The sequence below is a fragment of the Borreliella lanei genome (genome assembly GCF_014205895.1).
In the GTDB taxonomy this organism is placed as follows: Bacteria; Spirochaetota; Spirochaetia; order Borreliales; family Borreliaceae; genus Borreliella; species Borreliella lanei.
Map to the genome: position 1 here is coordinate 183238 of NZ_JACHFC010000002.1, position 20788 is coordinate 204025.

19 protein-coding genes and 2 tRNA genes are annotated in these 20788 nt (G+C 30.6%); 5 read left to right on the plus strand and 16 right to left on the minus strand.

The annotated features are described in order from the left end of the window. From rpoC to HNQ06_RS03125, 13 genes are all read right to left on the minus strand, one after another. The gene (gene rpoC, locus HNQ06_RS03065; protein ID WP_184107483.1) at positions 1-4134 is read right to left on the minus strand and encodes a DNA-directed RNA polymerase subunit beta'; all 4134 of its coding nucleotides are present in this window, start codon (positions 4132-4134) and stop codon (positions 1-3) included. Between the two features lie 15 nt (positions 4135-4149). Further along, positions 4150-7617 (minus strand): DNA-directed RNA polymerase subunit beta, encoded by a 3468-nt coding sequence (rpoB, locus tag HNQ06_RS03070; protein ID WP_184107484.1) that lies wholly within the window; start codon positions 7615-7617, stop codon positions 4150-4152. Positions 7618-7699: 82 nt separating this feature from the next. Further along, positions 7700-8074: a 50S ribosomal protein L7/L12 gene (rplL, locus tag HNQ06_RS03075; RefSeq protein ID WP_184107485.1), complete on the minus strand. Its 375-nt coding sequence runs from the start codon at positions 8072-8074 to the stop codon at positions 7700-7702. 70 nt (positions 8075-8144) lie between these two features. Next, positions 8145-8633 carry a 50S ribosomal protein L10 gene (rplJ, locus tag HNQ06_RS03080; protein ID WP_184107486.1) on the minus strand — a complete coding sequence of 163 codons (489 nt, stop codon included), beginning with the start codon at positions 8631-8633 and terminating at the stop codon, positions 8145-8147. A 4-nt stretch (positions 8634-8637) separates the two neighbouring features. Continuing rightward, complete coding sequence (rplA, locus tag HNQ06_RS03085; RefSeq protein ID WP_184107487.1) at positions 8638-9318, minus strand: 50S ribosomal protein L1; 681 nt, start codon at positions 9316-9318, stop codon at positions 8638-8640. Further along, positions 9318-9749, minus strand: a complete 432-nt coding sequence (rplK, locus tag HNQ06_RS03090) for a 50S ribosomal protein L11 (protein ID WP_002556988.1) — start codon at positions 9747-9749, stop codon at positions 9318-9320. The genes rplA and rplK overlap by 1 nt, the downstream gene beginning before the upstream one ends. 51 nt (positions 9750-9800) lie before the next feature. Then, the gene (gene nusG / locus HNQ06_RS03095) at positions 9801-10355 is read right to left on the minus strand and encodes a transcription termination/antitermination protein NusG (protein ID WP_184107488.1); all 555 of its coding nucleotides are present in this window, start codon (positions 10353-10355) and stop codon (positions 9801-9803) included. A gap of 23 nt (positions 10356-10378) precedes the next feature. Next, the gene (secE, locus tag HNQ06_RS03100; RefSeq protein WP_011600998.1) at positions 10379-10549 is read right to left on the minus strand and encodes a preprotein translocase subunit SecE; all 171 of its coding nucleotides are present in this window, start codon (positions 10547-10549) and stop codon (positions 10379-10381) included. Positions 10550-10576: 27 nt separating this feature from the next. Beyond that, positions 10577-10649: transfer RNA gene (locus HNQ06_RS03105), tRNA-Trp, on the minus strand. Positions 10650-10657: 8 nt separating this feature from the next. Beyond that, positions 10658-10837 (minus strand): 50S ribosomal protein L33, encoded by a 180-nt coding sequence (gene rpmG, locus HNQ06_RS03110; protein WP_002556991.1) that lies wholly within the window; start codon positions 10835-10837, stop codon positions 10658-10660. Between the two features lie 27 nt (positions 10838-10864). After that, positions 10865-10937: transfer RNA gene (locus HNQ06_RS03115), tRNA-Thr, on the minus strand. A 73-nt stretch (positions 10938-11010) separates the two neighbouring features. After that, positions 11011-11859, minus strand: coding sequence for a hypothetical protein (locus HNQ06_RS03120; RefSeq protein ID WP_184107489.1), 849 nt, complete (start codon positions 11857-11859; stop codon positions 11011-11013). 13 nt (positions 11860-11872) lie between these two features. After that, on the minus strand, positions 11873-12904 hold the full coding sequence (locus HNQ06_RS03125; protein ID WP_184107490.1) for a hypothetical protein: 1032 nt from the start codon (positions 12902-12904) through the stop codon (positions 11873-11875). A gap of 340 nt (positions 12905-13244) precedes the next feature. On the opposite strand from HNQ06_RS03125, the gene HNQ06_RS03130 reads away from it, so the two are divergent. Beyond that, positions 13245-13904: an ankyrin repeat domain-containing protein gene (locus HNQ06_RS03130; protein ID WP_184107491.1), complete on the plus strand. Its 660-nt coding sequence runs from the start codon at positions 13245-13247 to the stop codon at positions 13902-13904. A gap of 9 nt (positions 13905-13913) precedes the next feature. Here HNQ06_RS03130 and HNQ06_RS03135 read toward each other — a convergent pair whose 3' ends face one another. Further along, a complete protein-coding gene (locus tag HNQ06_RS03135) occupies positions 13914-15464 on the minus strand; it encodes a hypothetical protein (protein ID WP_184107492.1) in 1551 nt (516 codons plus the stop codon). Positions 15465-15570: 106 nt separating this feature from the next. Here HNQ06_RS03135 and HNQ06_RS03140 point away from each other — a divergent pair, with 106 nt between their 5' ends. Continuing rightward, positions 15571-16773, plus strand: a complete 1203-nt coding sequence (locus HNQ06_RS03140; protein ID WP_184107493.1) for a dicarboxylate/amino acid:cation symporter — start codon at positions 15571-15573, stop codon at positions 16771-16773. 11 nt (positions 16774-16784) lie between these two features. Here the strand turns inward: HNQ06_RS03140 and proS are convergent, their stop codons facing one another. Both proS and HNQ06_RS03150 read right to left on the minus strand, forming a co-directional pair. After that, complete coding sequence (gene proS, locus HNQ06_RS03145; protein WP_184107494.1) at positions 16785-18251, minus strand: proline--tRNA ligase; 1467 nt, start codon at positions 18249-18251, stop codon at positions 16785-16787. 52 nt (positions 18252-18303) lie between these two features. Then, entirely contained in the window at positions 18304-18981 is a 678-nt protein-coding gene (locus tag HNQ06_RS03150) for a DUF2259 domain-containing protein (RefSeq protein ID WP_184107495.1), read from the minus strand. A 165-nt stretch (positions 18982-19146) separates the two neighbouring features. On the opposite strand from HNQ06_RS03150, the gene HNQ06_RS05675 reads away from it, so the two are divergent. From HNQ06_RS05675 to HNQ06_RS03160, 3 genes are read left to right on the plus strand one after another with little or no spacing between them, the layout of a single operon-like run. After that, the gene (locus tag HNQ06_RS05675; RefSeq protein WP_246343355.1) at positions 19147-19551 is read left to right on the plus strand and encodes a hypothetical protein; all 405 of its coding nucleotides are present in this window, start codon (positions 19147-19149) and stop codon (positions 19549-19551) included. After that, positions 19548-20159 (plus strand): DUF3996 domain-containing protein, encoded by a 612-nt coding sequence (locus tag HNQ06_RS03155; RefSeq protein ID WP_184107496.1) that lies wholly within the window; start codon positions 19548-19550, stop codon positions 20157-20159. The genes HNQ06_RS05675 and HNQ06_RS03155 overlap by 4 nt, the downstream gene beginning before the upstream one ends. Positions 20160-20169: 10 nt before the next feature. Continuing rightward, positions 20170-20781 (plus strand): DUF3996 domain-containing protein, encoded by a 612-nt coding sequence (locus HNQ06_RS03160; RefSeq protein ID WP_184107497.1) that lies wholly within the window; start codon positions 20170-20172, stop codon positions 20779-20781. Positions 20782-20788: the final 7 nt, after the last annotated feature.

Here is a 20788-nt window from a genome sequence, read left to right on the forward strand (position 1 = left end):
TTAAACTTCAGAATCGATATTTTCACTAACTTTAATTTTTTTATAAAGCCCCATACCAGTTCCAGTAGGAATTAAATGTCCAATTACAACATTTTCTTTCAATCCTCTAAGATCATCTATTTTTCCAGCAATTGAAGCATCTGTTAATACTTTTGTTGTTTCCTGGAAAGAAGCTGCAGAAATAAAAGAATCTATATTAAGAGACGTCTTAGTCACTCCTATAAGAATTGGACTTGCTATTGCTGGCTCACCACCTTGTTCTATTACTTTTCTATTTTGCTCATAAAAAGTGTGCTTATCTACCTTTTGTCCATAAACAAAATTAGTATCACCAACTGCAACAATTTTAACTTTTTTCATCATTTGCTTGATTATCACACCAATATGTTTATCATTAATGCTAACACCCTGTTTTCGATAAACATCCTGAATTTCTGCCAATAAAAATTCTTGTAAACTAATCCCACCTAAAATTTCAAGCACATCATGAGGATTAATTCTACCATCACAAAGCATATCTCCTGCTTTAACAACATCTCCATCTCTAACTAAAAGATGTTTTCCGGCTGGAATATAATGTTTATGTTCAACCCCATACTCATCTAAAATATTAATAAGTCTTTTACCTTTTTGAATTGATTTAAATTGCACAATTCCACTTACTTTAGCCATTTCAGTTAAATTCTTAGGAATTCTTGTTTCAAAAAGATCATTAACACGAGGCAATCCACCTGTAATATCTTGAGTTTTTTCAGAACCTTTAGAAAGTTTCGCAATAACATCTCCTATGTTAATATTCTGACCATCTTCAACTTGAAGATAAGCATCACCTGGCAATACATAAGATGCAACCTCCATACCACTACTATCAATAATAAAAATTCTGGGATCAAGAGATTCAAAAACATTATCTGTAATTCTTTTTTCAACATTGCCTGTTTCAGTATTTATCTCCTCTTTAAGAGTGGTTCCTAAAATAATATCTTTAAATTTAATTTTACCCTCAACTTCTGCAATAATAGGCTCTGCAAATGGATCAAATGTACCAATAACTTTGCCCGATTCAACATAATCACCAACCTCTATTTCAAGCTTTGTTCCAGCTTTCAAAGCAACTTCTTGCTCTTCTGATACTATGAAAAAATTATCGTCTCTTAATTTAACATAACCAATATAAGAAGAGAGAATCTCTACACCCTTTTTATCAACAAATAAAGGAATTCCTTTTATTACTCTTTGAGAATCTAAAACTTTAATCTCTTTTATATTCTTAATTTTTTCCTCATAAAAAACATTGATTATTTTTAAAGTTCCTTTTCTTGTGAAAAGAATTCCATTGTCGACTCTAACATTAAAACCTTCTATGCTATTAAGTATAAAGGCATTCTTTAAGGATATTTTATCATCCTCACTACCAGCCTGAGCAACTCCACCAATATGAAAAGTTCTCATGGTTAATTGAGTACCCGGTTGACCTATGGATTGAGCAGCAATTATTCCTACAGCCTCACCAATGTTAACAGGTTTGTTCTTAGAAAAATCTCTACCATAACATTTTTGACAAACACCGTGCTCAGCCTCACATGTTAAAACAGACCTAATCACAAGTTTTTCAATACCAATTTTCTCTAATAACTCTATTTTAGCTTCTGAGATTTCTTCATTTGCATCTAAAACAATCTCGCCAGTAATTGGATTTTTTATTCTTTCAATAGAATAACTCCCAACAGCTTTTTCTTTCAAAGATTCTAATATTTCTTCTCCATTTTTTACAGTCTCAACTTTTATTCCGTTTATAGTTCCACAATCTTCTATTCTAACAACAACATCTTGAGCAATGTCTACCAATCTTCGAGTTAAATATCCAGCATCGGCGGTCTTAAGAGCAGTATCTGCTAGACCCTTTCTTGCTCCATTTGTAGATATAAAAAACTCTATCACAGAAAGACCTTCTTTAAAGTTAGAAATAATTGGAAGCTCAATAATATCCCCAGAAGTTTTTGCCATTAATCCCCTCATGCCAGCAAGTTGTCTTATTTGATTTCTACTGCCCCTAGCACCAGAATCTGCCATCATGTATATAACATTAAATCCATCTCTATCTCTCTTTAGAATTTCCATCATCTTATTAGTAAGCTCTTCATTGGTCTTTAACCAAACAGAAACTACATTATTATATCGTTCTTCACCAGTAATAACACCTTTGGCATAATCATTTTGAATTTTAGCAATTTCTTTATTAGCCCTTTCTACATAAGTTCTTTTTTCATCAGGAACAATAATATCGCTCATGCTAATTGTGCACCCAAACTTAGTGGCATACCTAAAGCCAAGCTCCTTGATGATGTCAAGCATTTCAATTACGGTAGAAGAACCATGAACTACATAAACTTTTGATATTAAAATTTGTAGCTCCAAATCACTAAGAGTTTTATTTACAAATTCAATTCCCTTGGGCAAAGCCTCATTAAATATAACCCTACCAGCTGTGGTTTTTTTGTATTCGCCATCAATTTTTACATAAATAGAAGCATTGTAATCTAGACTCCTATTATTTATGGCAAGAATAACATTGCTAAAGTTTAAAAACTTTTTACCTTCTCCAACAACATTCTTTTTTTCCATAGTTAAATAATATAGGCCCAAAACAATATCTTGGGATGGAAAAACAATAGGGTGCCCATTGGCAGGATTTAAAAGATTATTTGTTGAAAGCATTAAAGCCCAACTTTCAGCTTGTGCTGCTGGAGTAAGAGGAACATGTACTGCCATTTGATCGCCATCAAAATCGGCATTATATGCATGACAAACAAGGGGATGTAATTTTATTGCTTTACCCTCAACTAACACAGGTTCAAAAGCTTGAATCCCAAGTCTATGAAGAGTGGGCGCCCTATTTAAAAGAATGGGATGCTCTTTAATAACAAGATCTAAAATTTGCCACACCTCGTCAACTTCTTGCTCTATTAAATTCTTTGCTCTTTTGATATTAAAAACAGCTTCACTTTCAATCAGCCTCCTTATCACAAAAGGCTTAAAAAGCTCAAGGGCCATCTTTGCAGGCAATCCACATTGATGTAGCTTCAGCTCAGGTCCAACAACAATAACAGAACGACCAGAATAATCTACTCTTTTACCAAGAAGATTTTGTCTAAACCTTCCCTGCTTACCTTTTAATGCATCGGAAAGCGACTTTAGAGGCCTACTAGATGAGCCTTTGACAACCTTTCTTTTATGAGAATTGTCAAAAAGAGAGTCTACTGATTCTTGAAGCATTCTTTTTTCGTTTCTCACAATAATCTCTGGCGCATTAAGAAGAAGCAATTTTCTTAAACGATTATTTCTATTTATAACTCTTCTGTAAAGATCATTAAGATCAGATGTTGCAAAACGCCCTCCATCAAGCTGAACCATTGGCCTAATCTCTGGAGGAATAACAGGAAGAACCTCCATAATCATCCATTCTGGCTTATTGCCAGAAATTTTAAAATTCTCAATAATTTCAAGACGTCTTAAGAGCTTCTTATCAGTTTTATCATCTTTATCTATCATTTGAATCCTAAGCTTAGATGAAAGCTCATCAAGATCAAGATTTTCAAGAAGAGTTTTAATAGCTTCAGCTCCCATTGAAGCATTAAAAGACATGCCATATCGCTCTCTAGCCTCTATGTACTCATCTTCATTTAAAAGCTGCATTTTTTTAAGATCAGTATCGCCCGGCTCAATTACCACATATTTTTCATAATAAAGAATAGAATTTAAACTAGATGCCGTAATATCAAGCAAAAGCCCAATCCTAGAGGGTATATATTTGTAATACCAAATATGGGCAACTGGAGCTGCTAGCTCAATATGACCCATTCTTTCACGTCTAACCTTAAAATGAGTAACCTCTACATTACAACGATCACAAATAATACCTTTATATCTAACCGATTTAAATTTACCGCAATAACATTCCCATTCCTTTGTAGTACCAAAAATCCTTTCACAAAAAAGCCCATCCTTTTCGGGTCTTAAAGTTCTATAATTAATAGTCTCGGACTTTTTAACCTCCCCATAAGACCAATTTCTAATTTGGTCAGGAGATGCTATTTTAATTTTTATTCTTTCAAAATCTTTTATCTCTTTCATAAAAACTCCAAAAACCTAGCTTTTATTAATCAATTCTTCTTCTTTTTCTGTCAAAGGAACCTGATTTCCAGCATCATCATAAATTGACAAATCAAGTCCAAGTCCTCTAAGCTCTTGCATTAGCACATTAAAAGACTCAGGAATCCCTGATACATTAGTAGGAACACCTTTTACTATATTTTCATATATTTTGACTCTGCCTGACATATCATCAGATTTAACTGTTAAAAGTTCTTGAAGGGTGTGTGCTGCACCATAAGCTTCAAGAGCCCAAACCTCCATTTCTCCAAGTCTTTGCCCACCAAATTGAGCCTTTCCTCCAAGAGGTTGCTGAGAAACAAGAGAATATGGGCCTGTTGATCTTGCGTGCATTTTATCATCAACAAGGTGGTGTAGTTTAAGCATGTAAATCACCCCAACCATTACTTCATTTTCGAACGGCTCTCCTGTATAACCATCATATAAAACTTCTTTAGAAGTTGGATTAAATCCAGCTTTTTTTAATTTTTCTTGAATTTGTTCATTTGTAGCAGATTCAAAAACAGGAACATTATAAGATTCACCAAGATATTTACCAGCAAGACCTAATTGAGACTCCATTAACTGTCCAATATTCATTCTAGATGGAACTCCCAAAGGATTTAAGCATATATCAAGAGGGGTTCCGTCTGCAAGATAAGGCATATCTTCAACAGGAAGAATCTTTGCAACAACACCCTTATTACCATGTCGTCCAGCCATTTTATCGCCCTCTTTAAGCTTCCTTTTTTTGGCAACATAAACTTTAAGTATCTCCTCAACTCCAGGAGAAAGATTGCCAACATCCTCTTTGGTAATCCTTTGAACATCAATAACTGTACCTTCAGTACCATGAGGAACTTTTAATGAATTATTTTTAACATCTTTTGCTTTTTCTCCAAAAATGGAAGTTAACAGTCTAAATTCAGGAGTAATGTCTCCTTCTGACTTTGGAGTAACTTTACCAACCAGAATATCACCAGGCTTTACATAAGTTCCTATCCGTATAATCCCATTTTCATCCAATTTGTTTAGTATCTTTTCGCTAACATTAGGTATATCTCCTGTAACTTTTTCAGGACCAAGTTTAGTTTCTCTTACCTCTATGCTAAATTCCTTGATATGAATAGATGTATAAAGATCTTCCTTTACAATTCTATCAGAAATCAATATAGCATCTTCATAATTAAATCCATTCCAAGGAATAACTCCTAGCAATAGATTATTACCAAGAGCAAGTTCTCCACATCTAGTAGCAGGACCGTCAGCTATTATCTCGCCCCTTTCAACCTTTTGCCCCTCTTTAACCAAAACAGATTGATTAAAACAAGTATCTTGATTTGTCCTTTCATACTTAACAATATGATATTCATCTAAATCTTTAGCATTCTCTGCCTCAAACGGTTTAACAACTATCTTACTACTTGTTGCAAGAATAACTTCCCCACTTCTTTTAGCCTTAACAACTACTCCTGAATCCTTTGCAACAACACTTTCCATACCCGTACCAACAATAGGAGGCTTAGGAAAAAGCAGAGGCACTGCTTGCCTTTGCATATTAGAACCCATAAGAGCTCGATTTGCATCATTGTGTTCAAGAAAAGGAATTAACGCCGAAGATACTGAAATTAGCTGCCTAGGAGAAACATCCATATAGTCTATATTTGTAGGGCTTGTTGTAGTATAATCACCAGAAATTCTAACAGAAACTAAATCTTCAAGATACTTTCCATTAGAATTAAAAGCAGCATTAGCCTGAGCAATGCACTTTTTCTCTTCGTCAATAGCAGATAAATATTCTAATTGATCAGTCACCTCTCCATTAACAACTTTCCTATAAGGAGTTTCTAAAAAACCATAATCATTAACTCTAGAATAAGTAGCCAAAGAAACAATAAGTCCAATATTTGGCCCTTCAGGAGTTTCAATAGGACACATTCTACCATAATGAGTATAATGTACGTCTCTTACTTCAAATCCTGCCCTATCTCTTGAAAGCCCTCCTGGTCCAAGAGCATTAAGACGCCTTTTGTGAGTAAGCTCAGCCAAAGGATTGACCTGATCCATAAACTGTGAAAGCTGACTGGTTGCAAAAAATTCTTTAACAGCAGATACAATAGGTTTAACGCTTATTAATTCTTGAGGCTTTAAATTAAAAACTTCCTTGTTAGACATTCTATCTTTAGCAATTTTTTCAACTCTTGACATCGCGCCTTTATATATATTAGTAAGAAGCTCACCAACAGAACGAACCCTTCTATTTCCTAAATGGTCAATATCATCAAGAATATCATGGCCTTCATATATTCTTAAAAGATGAGATATGGTGTTAACAATATCATCCATAGTTAAAACCGACGTAGTTAAATCATCAAATCCAAATTTTTTCGAAAGTTTATAGCGCCCCACACGTCCAAGATCATATCTTCTTTCAGAAAAGAATATAGTTTTCAAATCGTTTTCAGCATTATCAATTGATATTGGCTCACCAGGAAAAAGAGAGCCATAAACAGCCAGCAGAACTGATTCTCTTGGAAGCTCTTTAGAGCCATCCTTTAAAGCAAAAAAAGCATCCTCTTTTTCAAGACAATTCAAAATAACATTCGAACTTACAAAGCGCTTTCCAGAAATATCATCATAACCATCAAAATCAACAAGCTCTATTTCATTTACTCCATTTTGTAAAAAATCTTCAACATCTTGCAGGGTAATTTTATCTCCTGCTCGATAATACATATTTTCTCTTATGTTAATACTCTTAGCTAAATATTGCCCTGGAAGATCTCTTTTTGTCCCGTCTTCAACTTTAATTTTTTTAATGTTGTAAAAAGTTTCTATTATTTTTTCTCTAGTATCAAACCCCAAAGCTCTTAAAAAAAGAGTTATGAGTATTCTTTTTTTTCTATCTATTTTTACATAAAGATAATCTTTTTTAGAATCAATCTCAAATTCTAACCAAGAACCACGATAAGGAATTATTCTAGCAGAATACAAATCTTTTTCTTTATAAAAAACAACTCCTGGGGATCTATGAATCTGAGAAACAACAACCCTCTCAGCCCCATTAATAATAAAAGTGCCTCTTTCTGTCATTAAAGGAATAGTTCCCATGTATACGTCTTTTTGCCTTATTTCCCCAGTAGTCAAAAATTGCAAATTCAGTCTTACTTTTAAAACAGCCTCATAACTTTGACCCTTTCTTCTACATTCTTTTTCTGTAAAATTAAGGGCATCATTTTCTATATAGTATCTTTCATACTCAAGAGCAACATCACCATTTCCACTTTTAATGGGAAATATATTTCTAAAAACAGACTCAAGGCCTTCATTAAGTAAAGGCTTTTTATTTTTTAATTTATCAAGTTGTAAAAATTTTTCATAAGAATTTAATTGTATTTCTATCAGGTTAGGTAGGTCTAAAATCTCATCAGCTCTTCCTTGTCCCAGATGAACTCTTTTTATCATTAAAAGACTCCTTTTTTAAGACATAACAAGCCGCACATCATAACGACATGCGGAATAACAACTTTGATATATTTTTAATTTTTTATTTAACTTCAACTTTTGCGCCAACTGCCTCAAGTTTCTTTTTTAATTCCTCAGCATCTGACTTAGAAAGACCTTCTTTAATGGCTTTAGGAGCAGCTTCAACTAACGCCTTAGCTTCTCCAAGACCAAGTCCTGTAATAGCTCTAACCTCTTTTATAACATTTATCTTGCTATCACCAAAAGACATAAGAATTACATCAAATTCGGTTTGTTCTTCAGAATCAGCTGAACCTGCTGAAACAGCTACCCCTACACCAGTAGAAACAGCGGCAGTTACTCCAAACTTTTCCTCAATAGCTGTTACAAGGTCAACAACTTCTATAGTTTTTGCACCTTCAAGCCAGGTTAAAATATCTTCTTTATTTAGTGCCATATTAACTCCTTATATATTTTCATTTTACAGTGATAGCATGCACTCAAAAATTAAGACTAACACTGCCATGTTAATTTTTAACATCAGCCAAAGCTTTCAATGTTCTTGCAAGCTTAGAAACTGGCGCTTTTAACACGCTAGCAAATAAAGAAATAGACTCTTTTTTGGTAGGAAGTTTGCTGTAAGCTTGAACTTTAGTCTCATCATAAAACTCTCCTAATATAAAACCGCCCTTTACTTTTAAAGTACTACTTTTTACAAAATCATAAAAAATTTTTGCTATTACATTAGCTTCTTCTAATGCAGTAACAACAACTGTAGGGCCAACCAAACAAGAATCAACAACATTAATATTCTTTTCTTTTAAAACCATTTTCATTATATTGTTTTTAACAACTTTTAATGCTCCATGTTCGCCTTCTATTTTATTGCGAAGTTCTGTCAACTGAGCTACATTTAATCCTCTATAATCTAAGAAAAAAAGGTTTTGTTTACTATCTACAAAATGTTTTAATAAATCAAACATTTCCAACTTTTTAGAATTTATCTTTGCACTCATAATGTTACCTCCAAACAAAATTAACTTTTATAGAAGGCCCCATAGTAGATGAAACATAAATACTATCTATAAAAGCTCCCTTTAAGTCGCTTGGTCTTTTTTTAATAACTTCCTTGATAAATTCCTCATAATTTTCTTTTATCTTTTCATTGTCCATAGAAGATTTACCAAAAGAAAAGCTTATTACACCATTTTTATTTGCTCTAAATTCTGTTCGCCCCTTTTTAAGACTATTGATTGCATCTTTGAGATTATTTGTGACTGTTTGGGTCTTTGGATTGGGCATTAAGCCCCTTTTCCCTAAAATGGGACCAAGCCTTCCAACATCTTTCATCATATCGGGAGTTGCAACAACAATATCAAATTCATCCCAACCACTTTTAATCTTATTTATAAGATCCTCATCGCCAACATAAGTTGCACCAAAAGCTCTAGCTTCATCTGCTCGATCACCTTTTGCAAAAACAAGTATTCTTTTTGGCTTCATAAACTGATTTGGCAAAACTATAGTGTCTCTAACGGTATGATTCTTTTTTAAATTAAGGTTAATAGATATATCTATAGTTTCATCAAATTTGGCAAATTTAATTTCTTTCAATAGTGAAATTGCATCTTCAATGTTATAAAATTTATTCTTATCTACTTTAGAAAAAGCTGTAATATATTTTTTACCCTTTTTTGACATTATTTCTCCACCTCAACACCCATTGAACGTGCACTTCCTGCAATAATTTTAAACGCTGCTGATTCTGACTTTGCATTTAAATCTGGCATTTTAATTCTTGCTATCTCCATCAACTTTTCTTTTGATATAGTTCCAACTTTATCTGTATTGGATTTTTTAGATCCTGATTCTATCCCAATAGCTTTTTTAATTAGAATCGAAGCTGGGGGGGTCTTTACAATAAAAGAAAAACTTTTATCACTATAAACAGTAATAATAACAGGGACCACAATGCCGGGATCCATCTTTGCGGTTCTCTCATTAAATTCCTTTACAAACTGAGGACCACTAACTCCATGAGGTCCAAGTGCTTGCCCTATTTTAGCTCCTGGAGCCGCTTGAGCAGCAGGAACCTGCAATTTAATCCAAGAAATTGCTTTTTTTTTTGCCATATCATCTCCTTATGGTAATAACGCCTTTAAAGCTCCCATTAGCATTAAATTTTAAATCTTTTCTATATGCTGGAAATCAACTTCAACAGGCGTTGATCTTCCAAAAATTTGAACTGCAACTTTTAATTTCTTTCTTTCATAATCAATAGAACTAATAAGCCCTTCAAAGGAGTCAAAGGGTCCGCCTTTAATTCTAACTCTTTCTCCTTCTTCAAAGTCATAAAGCATAAAAATAGACTTATTTGCTTTAATCTCACCAGTAAGCATAAAAACACTTTTTACTTCTTCATCATTAATAGGAATAGGCCTTTGCCCCTTACTAACACCAACAAAATTAATAACACCTTGAACTTTTATAATATTAGCAACAATATCTTTCCAGCCTACTTCTGGAAGATCTAGCTCAATAAGAATATAACCTGGCCATATTTTTCTCTCTCTTATTCTTTTCTTGCCATTTCTTATCTCTTCTACTTTTTCAATAGGAGCCTTGACATCTAATACTACACCACCAAAAACACCTTCATTTATTAAAAGTCTTATGTCCTGCTCTATCTTTTTCTCATATTGAGAATAAGTTTGAACTACATACCAAGCTCTAGACATAATTTACCCTTCTTACAATAAAACTAAAATACATAAGTCACAACAAGAAACATGAGATAATCGACTATACCCAAGAAAATTGAAACAAATAATACCAGCCAAAAAACTTGTTTTCCATTTTCAACCACTTCATTATACTTAGGCCACGTTACCTTCTTAAGCTCCAAGATACTATCTTTGATAAACCTAAACACTTTAAAGCCTCACTTTAATCCTAACAACAGGTCAGGAGGGATTCGAACCCCCAGCATACAGTTTTGGAGACTGTCGTTCTACCGTTGGAACTACTGACCTATTATTTATTATTTTATTTTTCCTTCCTTGTGAAGAGTGTGTTTTCTCAATTTTGGACAATATTTCATCAATTCTAACTTTTCTTGCTTATTACGTCTATTCTTAGTAGTGGTATAATTTCTAATTCCTGTCTCTTCACAAATCAAAGATATAAGTTCAACAGCTCCTTTGCCCTTCTTCTTACCCATATAACAAAACTCCTAACTATCAACAAAAGCCCTCAATCGGACTTGAACCGACGACCCCCACCTTACCATGGTGGTGCTCTACCAACTGAGCTATAAGGGCACTAATTCCCTATAAAACTCTTTATTATCTTAGTTGATTGTTTGGAAAAAAACAAGTACTAAATCTAATTTTCTTACTTTATTACAACAAGTTTTCCATCTTGCAAAAGTTTAATGTTATTACTATTTGAAAACAACTTATTAATAGAATATTCATCAAGTATAATATCTGTATTATTTTTACCATAAATACCTTTGGCAACCAATTTTAAAGGACGATGTCCAACCCTATTTTTATTGTTATAAAGAACATCATTGCTATACTCAAGCATTCCCCATTTTTTCAAAGCCTCTGAAGAAACCATTCTCTTGTCAAAATATGGTCTAATGTTTTCATCATAAATTTTGATAAAAAAAGAGTCTTCTAATTTTTTAGAACCAGAAGTATTATTGAAAACTTCACCCACATAAATCACAATTCCTGTATAGTTGGTTTTATCAACATCAGAATTTACCAATGGATAAAAAGCTTTATAAGGCGTTTCATGTGAAAAAAATAAATTTATAAAATCGGGGAAAAGACTAAGTTCATACCTAACAGTAAGGCTTCTTAAATCTTCTGAATATTTTATATAAGACCTTTTCAAAATACTATTAGGACCTGAAAAATTAAGTATTAAGCTGGGATTCAGGTCAAAATAATTCTTAAAAGTATTTTCAGAATCCATAATTATCTTAAAAAGAGATTCTCTTATTAACGTGTCTTTAAAATCATTAATGGTTGCTATTAATTTAGACGCTGTATTTAAACCTACTGGCCTAAATTCATTTTCATTAATTTCCTTAACAATATCAAAACAAATAACTTTTCTGTCCCAATCGATTATTCTGTGGACACTTGTCTCAGCAGCTTCATCTTTTATTATAGAAACACTAGAATAAAGTAGAAATAAACAACTAAAAAGAAACTTAAGAAAATACATTATCTCCTTCCTATTATTTTTTGCCTAAATACACACCTATCCAAGTCCAACCATTATTAATTTCTGGATCTTTAGGATAAACAATTCTTTTAAAAACAAAATACCATTCCCGAATATGGTCCCAGCCTCTTGATTCAAGATAAGATATATCGTCACTAGAATCCGCTTCAAGATGCTTTGCAAATTGTATTCCGTTTTTCCTTCTCCCTCCAAGCCTAATCATCGTGGTTAAAAAGCTATTAGTATTAATAGAATTGCTCTTTCCGCCCTTTTGATCCCAACTTTGAATAAAAAAATTATTCTTATCTCTTATATTAAGCAATTTAGAAGTATCACCAGAAAGAACAAAATTTTTAACATCCTGGATTAAATCTCCTAAATTTCTATAAACAACAAACTCCGGATTATTAAAGTAATTAATTTTTGTAACAACATTAAAATAGTCCCTAGAATCTATTTTTAAATGTGACCTTGGAATTGAAAGAAACTTTTTATAATAAAAATAAGATTCATCGTAATCTTGAACATCTTCCAAACTTAACGCAAGATTATAAAAATAATTACCCTTTTCCTCATTATTTAAATTATCAATCCCCGCATTTAATATAAATTTGTAATAATTGATTTTATCGCTTGAATCAATATTTAAATTGACAATCTTTTTAGCTACTCTTGTTTTCACTGAACAGTTTTCATAAACATAATCATCAAAATTATCAACAACACTCTTGTAAATACTAAAAGCTACAAAATCTTCTCCCATGGAATCATAAATATTGCCCATTAAATAAAGATACAAAGGATAATATTCTCTAGATTCATCATCAATAATTCCGCTATTTACAATTTCTAAAGCATCTTCATAATTTTTATTTGCAATATATATATTAACAACCCTATCAATAATAAGAAATTTATCTAATATATTCTTATTAGAAGATTTTAAAAGATGAGTAAGATTTTGAATCTCGCTTTGTTTTTGTTTGCAAGAAGCAAATAAAAACAAAATCAAAATAAATTTAGCAATTTCAGTCAATAGATTCATAAGAGTATTTTACAATATAAACTATACATAATAAAATGCACATCTCAATTTAAAAAATTGCCAAAATTTTTATAAATACCAACTTAACATGACCACATTTTGCATTAACACCAATACAAAAACCTCAAAACAACAGAACTAAAGCCTAAATTAAAATTTAGTATAAAACTCTAATATTTAAAAAATAGTAAAAATCATTTCATAACTGGCAGCTATGAACACAAAAATATTGAAAAATAATCTTATAATAACCTATAATAAATGTTAATTTAATGCCTATTTAAAAAAGCAATCATCTAAAATTAAACACTTTATTAAAGGAATATAAAACTCACAAAACATGAAAAAAGAATTCATTACGCTTTTACTGTTATTGCAAACAATAATGAATTTAAATTCAACAAATACCCATACAAGTGCTTCAATAGTAAAAGAATTGCAAAAAAAATTATATATTTTCAATAGCAAGGAATATCAAAATGACAAAGACACTTTAAATGAATTTATAAATTCAATAAATATAAACGACAAAGGAATCTTACAAAGTTTAGAAAAAATTAAAAATGAACTTTTTATAATATCTGTTTTTTTCAACAATAAAAAAGGGGTTTTAATTGCACTAAATCTTGGAGCAGAAATAAACTTTAGATATAAAATATCTCCAATTTCAATTTCAATAATAAACAATGAATTTGAAATTACAAAAATATTGGTAGATTACGGAATAAGCCTTAATCAAATAGATGATACCGACTATTCTCCAATATTTTGGGCAATATATACTAATAACGAAAAAATATTTGAATTTTTAAAAGAAAGCGGAGCTGATTTAAGTTCCACACTTAAAAATAAAAAAACACCAATGCAAGCCGCAATAGAAACAGAAAATATAAAACTGATTAAATCTCTGGAAAAGAAAAAAATTTACATTGATGACAATTATAAAAAAGAACTTAAAACGCTTAAAAACAAAGAAATAGTTCGAATTTTAGTAAAATAAAAAATAAATTTAATACCCATCAGATACTTGGATATTTTTATCTTTATCAATAAGATCCTTGTATATAAAAGATTTTTTAGCAAGTGTCTCTTTTAAATTCTTAGAAAAGGGCAAATTTCTCCACATTATGCCACGTACCAATTTCTCAAGTTTTTGAATTCCTTTACTTTCTTTTTCTATCCAAAGAAAATAATCTTCTAGGAAAAAATTTTTAACATTTCCTTTTTTAATAAATTTAACATAATAATCGTAATATTGACCCGTAATTCCTGTTTCCATCCATCTAAAAGAAGCTTGTTCTTTTGCAAGTTCCCAAACAAAATCACCAATACCTAAAATAACCGCTTTTCTTAAGTTTTTAGCATACATAGGTATTAATATTTTGCCCCTGCCATTTGCTCTGTTTTTAACATCAATTGATTCCCAACAAATTCCTTTATCACCATAAGAAGGTATTAATATAAAATAAGGAACTACTCTGAGCAAATCTCCTCTATATGCTTTTTGAAAAAGTCTGGGCTGAATATCTTCGATTTCCCAAACAAGCTGCATAATTCTTTCTCTGCTTCCAAAAAATTGAGGGTTAGCAACTACATTATTTTTCAAAAGAATAGGGAAATGATTGCCTCTTGGCCCTATCGCAAGTTTATTGGCGCTTCTGATAACTTCAACTTCATCATATGCAATAGTTGATTCAATAGACATCCCAATATTATTCATTTTATTTTGAATTTCAAAAAGCTCTCTGTTAGTATCTTCAATTTTATTAATAAAAACATTAATATCCCGATTTGATTTAATAAGATCATCAACATAATTACTAGCAAAATTTAAAGGCTTTAAAATTGAATTGGGATAAGAACTCTGAACTCCGTATTCAGTCATATAAGTTAAATAACTTTGACTATTATTTGAAAATAAAAATTCAAACATGCTTCTTAACTTACTAAGAGCCTCTTCCCTAATCTTATCAGTTCTCTTAAGGCTGCTTTTTGCAAAATCAATATTTGCCAAAAGTTTTTCTTTCTTATTAAACAAAATTTTTTCCATATCTTCTTCTTTAAAATTGTCTGCTGGCAAATCGGTTGCTAATCTACTAAGCTTAAAACTATTAACCCCATAAAGCCATTCATCAAAATAAATAAAAGACTCATTATAATGGTTGTCCCAAATAGTTTTTGAAATTAATAGCTGGATTTCAGATCCAAGTGCATTTGGAATAAGGGCAGCAAATCTAAATAAAATTTTCTGCTCCATAGTCAATTTTGAAATATTTTTTGCAATCGATCTGAGAAAAGACCAATAAATGTTAATCACTTGATTATATTTTAAAACCCTATCAACCTCTTCTGACTGCGGATTTAAATAGTCTACCAAAACTTTATGAAGCTTAAAGCCAATTTCCTTACTACTTGAAATAAGATTTTTATAAAAATCTTTAGTAAAAAATTGCTTATCATGCTCCTCTAAAGTTGAAATATTTGGCAATCTCGAATCTAAATCTGTATCTACAGAATCAGGATACTTATACAAACAACCCCCAAAAACACCAACAAGCAATATAACAACACAAGTACAATTGTAACTCTAAAGTTTATATTTACAAAAAAATTTAGTACTATTTATTATACACAGTGTACCTTAAATCTCTGAAAGGGGAAGTCGTATGAATATAAAAATCAATTTTTTTTTCACTCTGCCTATTGGAATCTTTTTAGGATTATTTTTCCCTCTTGGGATTTATAGCTCTTTGTCACATGCTTTTATAAGATTGTCATACTTGTCTCTTATTCCCTTTTTAATATTTTCAATTCCATTAGGAATTGAAAATATTATTGAAAATAAAAACTTTAAAAAGCTTTTTGGTAAAACCATTTATTATGGAATTTTAACTAACCTATCTGGAGTTGCTGTATCAATACTAGCTGCGACAATATATCTTCCACAAAGAATTCCAATACTAGAAAAAACAATACAAAATACATATTTTTTTGAAAAAGAAGCTTTATTAGAAACATTTTTTCCAAAAAATATTTTCAAAATATTTACATCTAGTAATCCAAATCTACTAAGCATCTATATGATTTCAATAATAATAGGCACAAGCTTTTATTATGCAAAACAAAAAGGCAGAATAGCTAGAGAACTAATGCTAAGCGCATCCAACCTTTTTTACCATGCAAATGGGTTTATTGTAAATATCTTAAATATAGGAATCATTTTTATAGCAGCAGATTATGCTACAAACTTAAAAAATTTCAAGGATTACCAAAATTACACAAACAGCATAACATTCTTTTTGACGTGGACAATTATAATTCTATTCGTAATATTGCCAACAATTAGTTATAGGTCAACAAGAAGCTTTAAAATGATATATAAAGGAATCTTTGTATCATTTCAAAACATAATATTTTCAGGGCTTGCAAAAGATTCTTATTCCCCTTATGTGATATTAATAGAAGATATTAAAAATGAAAGAATAAATATAAAAAAATCTATAATTATAAACATACCTTTAATAAATTTTGTATCTAAATTTGGTACTATTTTTGTTTCAGTAATATCATTTTTTATAATTTTAAAATCATATTCTAGCTTACCTATTTCTGTTTATGAAATAAGCTATATGAGCACTTTATCATTTTTTTTTGTCTTTGCATTTCCTCATATACCAAATAGTTTAATTTACATAATTACAATGCTTTGCTCTACCTATACAAAAGGAATAGAATTAAATGTTTCTAACATAACGCCAATGCTGCCAATATTAATCTCTTTGGCCTTACTAATCGACTTTGCTTTTAACATTGCAATCATTCATATAATAAACTTTAAAGAATTAAAAGACCAAGAAAAAATTAATTAAAGCTAAATAAATCAATAAGATTTAGCAAATAAAACAAAATATTTGGCCTTAGAAGAACAATAAATACAAGTCATACCTGTTAAATCTCTGGATTTAAAATCATCAGGAATACATCTTATTGTAGCTTTAGTTTCATTTTTAATAATATTTTCACAATTCAAACTGCCACACCAACAAGAAAGCACAAATCCAGAATAATCATTCACATAAGCTTTGAATGTCTCATAACTATCCTTACTGCCTCTAAAAATCTCCTTAGTATTTAAGGTCCTAAAATTTAATGCTTTTTCAAATAAATCTTTTTGCATCAAATCAAGTTCTACCTTAACCTTGCTTACAAGAGAATCAAGCGATATTTGATACTTAAATTTTCTATCTTTATCTCTTCTTGAAATAGTAACAGAATTTAAAAGGACATCATTTATCCCTACCTCAAGGCGTATTGGAATTCCTTTAAACTCGGCAGATGAAAATCTAAATCCTGGAGAACTTCTAATATCCTTATCAATTTCAACCCTAAATTCCGCTTTCTTTAAAGCACTCACAACACAATCAGAATAATCCAAAATTTTTTTATTAATCTCATCTTCTTTTTTAAAAATAGGAATAACAATAATTTCTATTGGAGCAATGCGAGGCGGCAAAACCAAGCCCTTCTCATCAGAATGAACCATAATCAAAGCGCCAATCAATCTAGTAGAAACACCCCAGCTACTAGCAAATACATGCTGCATCTTGCCATCTTTATCTTGAAATTTTACATCAAATGCCTTTGCAAAATTTAAACCTAAATAATGAGATGTAGCGGCTTGAAGCGCTTTTTTATCTTGCATTAATGCCTCAATTGAATAAGTAGAAACAGCGCCCGCAAATTTTTCCTTTTCAGATTTTTTACCACAAAAAACCGGAATTGCTAAATAGTCTTCTATAAATCTTTTATATACATTTAAAATAAGTAAGGTTTCTTCTAATGCCTCTTCTTCAGTAGCATGAGCAGTATGTCCTTCTTGCCACAGAAATTCGGTGGTGCGCAAAAAAGGCCTTGTTCTCTTTTCCCAGCGAACAACATTTGCCCATTGATTAATTTTAAGAGGAAGATCTCTGTAAGACTTAATCCACTTACTATACATATTCCAAATAATTGTCTCAGAAGTAGGTCTTAAAACTAAAGGTTCTGCCAAACTCTCCCCACCAGCATCTTTAATAATAGCAAACTCAGGTGAAAATCCATCAATATGATCCTTTTCTCTTTCTAAAAAACTATAGGGAATAAGCATAGGAAAATATGCATTCTCGTGTCCTGTCTCTTTAAATTTTTTATCAAGTATACTCTGAATTTTATTCCAAATAGAATACCCATAAGGCATAATTACCATACATCCTTTCACAGGGCTGTAATCAGCAAGTTTTGCTTTCTGGACTATATCTAAATACCATTTAGAATAATCATCTTCTTTTGATGCTATAAAATCACTCATACATTATCCTTAATAAAGCATTACACTTCTTTAAAAAACTAAATAATTATATTCAATATTTTTTAACTTCAACCATAAACCGTTTATACTTATTCCCATAAGAATTTAACATGATTTTTTCCAAAACAAAAACAATTCCATCTTCATTTGGAAATAAAACAATTTCTCTTATTCTGTAATCAACAACATTCTTTCTATAATAATTCCCTCTTCCAACAGTCAAATGTTTTTCTAAAGTTGAATTACAATATCTGACAGATAAAAAAATATTAAAAGAAGAAGAAAGTTCTTGAGAATTAATATCCTTATTTACAAAAACTTGATATTCGTTTCCTGTTTTAAAATCAACAAAATTTAAAAAATCTGTTTCCGGAATTTCGCTCTTTACATAAAAATAAATTTCGCGCCCTCTTCTTAAATGATTAATTTTAAATTCTTTAACTTTGAAATTAATCATCTTTAAAAGCTCATAAAGACTTTTATCATAACTGTCTGAATATTCAATGTACTCCTTAAAAATCTTAGAATGTACTCCAGAGTTTGCAAAATTATTTTTAACAACATCAACAAAGTATACAGCAGAGTAATAATATCCATTTTCAAAACCATATTCGCCAAACATAAAATATTTATCATTATTAGAAAATCCTAAATTTTTAAAAAAAATATTCTCTGAAAACCCCAATAAAAAAGAAAAAAAATAAAAAAAAACGATATATAGTTTAATCATAAGCTTTGTATAAGTTTAATAACAATAAATTATGTATTAAATCTTATTTATAATTAATTTACTCTTACTTAAAATAATATCAAAACAGCATTTCAAATTCAAAACTTTGATATACTATTTGTTTATAGATTAAAAAATTAATATTCAAATTTTTGGGATAAATTTTTGAAAAAAAGAATTAATGGCCTAAAATTAGCTTTGAAAAGCTTGGGGCAAATAAAGTTTTTTTGCAAGAGTTTTAAAACAAAACATTGCAATAAAGCTTATTTATTGCAAATTCATAAATTTATATTTTTTTCAAAGGCCAAAAAATCAACACAAAAACATATTTCCAAAAATCCCATACAAACAAACAAGATTAACATCAATATACAGTCAAGTAGTATAATAATACCTGTATTTGTGATTAAAAATTTTTTGATAAACAAAACAATAAAAAATTCAACAATAAAGTTTTGCTATCAAAATAAGCAAATAAATATCAATATTTTTAATTTTTTATGCTTTATTAAAAATATTGTAAAAATAATATTATCTAAAATTGAAAATAAAAAAGGAGAATTTCAATGAGAATGCTATTAGCAACAATAATACTTATATTAACAACGGGCTTATTAACTGCCCAATCCAAAAGCAAAAGTATGACTGAAGATGACTTTGATTTTGATAAACTTCTTGCAAAAGAAGAGTCTGTGCGCCGTTTATTTGGAATAGGTTTTGGAATTGGATATCCACTTACAAACATTACAATATCTGTTCCATATGTAGACATAGATCTTGGATACGGAGGATTCGTAGGGCTTAAACCCAACAATTTCTTGCCCTATGTTGTGATGGGCGTAGATCTTTTATTTAAAGATGAAATACATAAAAACACTATGATTTCTGGCGGCATTGGAATAGGTGCAGATTGGTCAAAAGGAAGTCCTGAAAAATCGAATGAAAAACCTGAGGAAGAGGAAGAAAATGAAGCACAACAAGTAGCTTCTCTGCAAAACAGAATAGGGGTTGTGATAAGGCTACCTTTGGTAATAGAGTACAGCTTTCTTAAAAATATTGTGATTGGATTTAAAGCTGTTGCTACTATTGGAACAACCATGCTACTTGGCAGCCCAATGTCATTTGAAGGAGCTAGATTTAATTTCTTAGGCACAGGCTTTATAAAAATATATATATAATGGAGAATAAATGATAAAAAATTTTAAAAAAATACATATTTTAACATTAGTATTAGGTGTGGTACACCTTTCTTCTGCATCTGACAATTATATGGTCAGATGCAGCAAGGAAGAAGATTCAACTACCTGTATCGCAAAGCTTAAAGAAATAAAAGAAAAGAAAAGTTATGACTTGTTTTCAATGGGAATTGGAATAGGCGATCCTATTGCAAACATTATAATTACAATTCCTTATGTAAATATTGATTTTGGATATGGAGGTTTTATTGGACTTAAATCAAACAATTTTGAAAATTATCTAAATGGTGGAATAGACGTTATTTTTAAAAAGCAAATTGGACAATATATGAGAATTGGAGGCGGCATTGGAATAGGCGCAGATTGGTCAAAAACATCCCTTACACCTCCTAATGAAGAGGAAGAAACTGAATACGAAAGAATAGGTGCCGTTATAAGAATTCCTTTTGTAATGGAATACAACTTTGCAAAAAATTTATCTATAGGATTCAAAATTTATCCTGCAGTAGGACCAACAATATTGCTAACAAAACCAAGCATTTTATTTGAAGGAATTAAATTCAATTTTTTTGGATTTGGATTCATAAAATTTGCATTTAATTAACCAAATA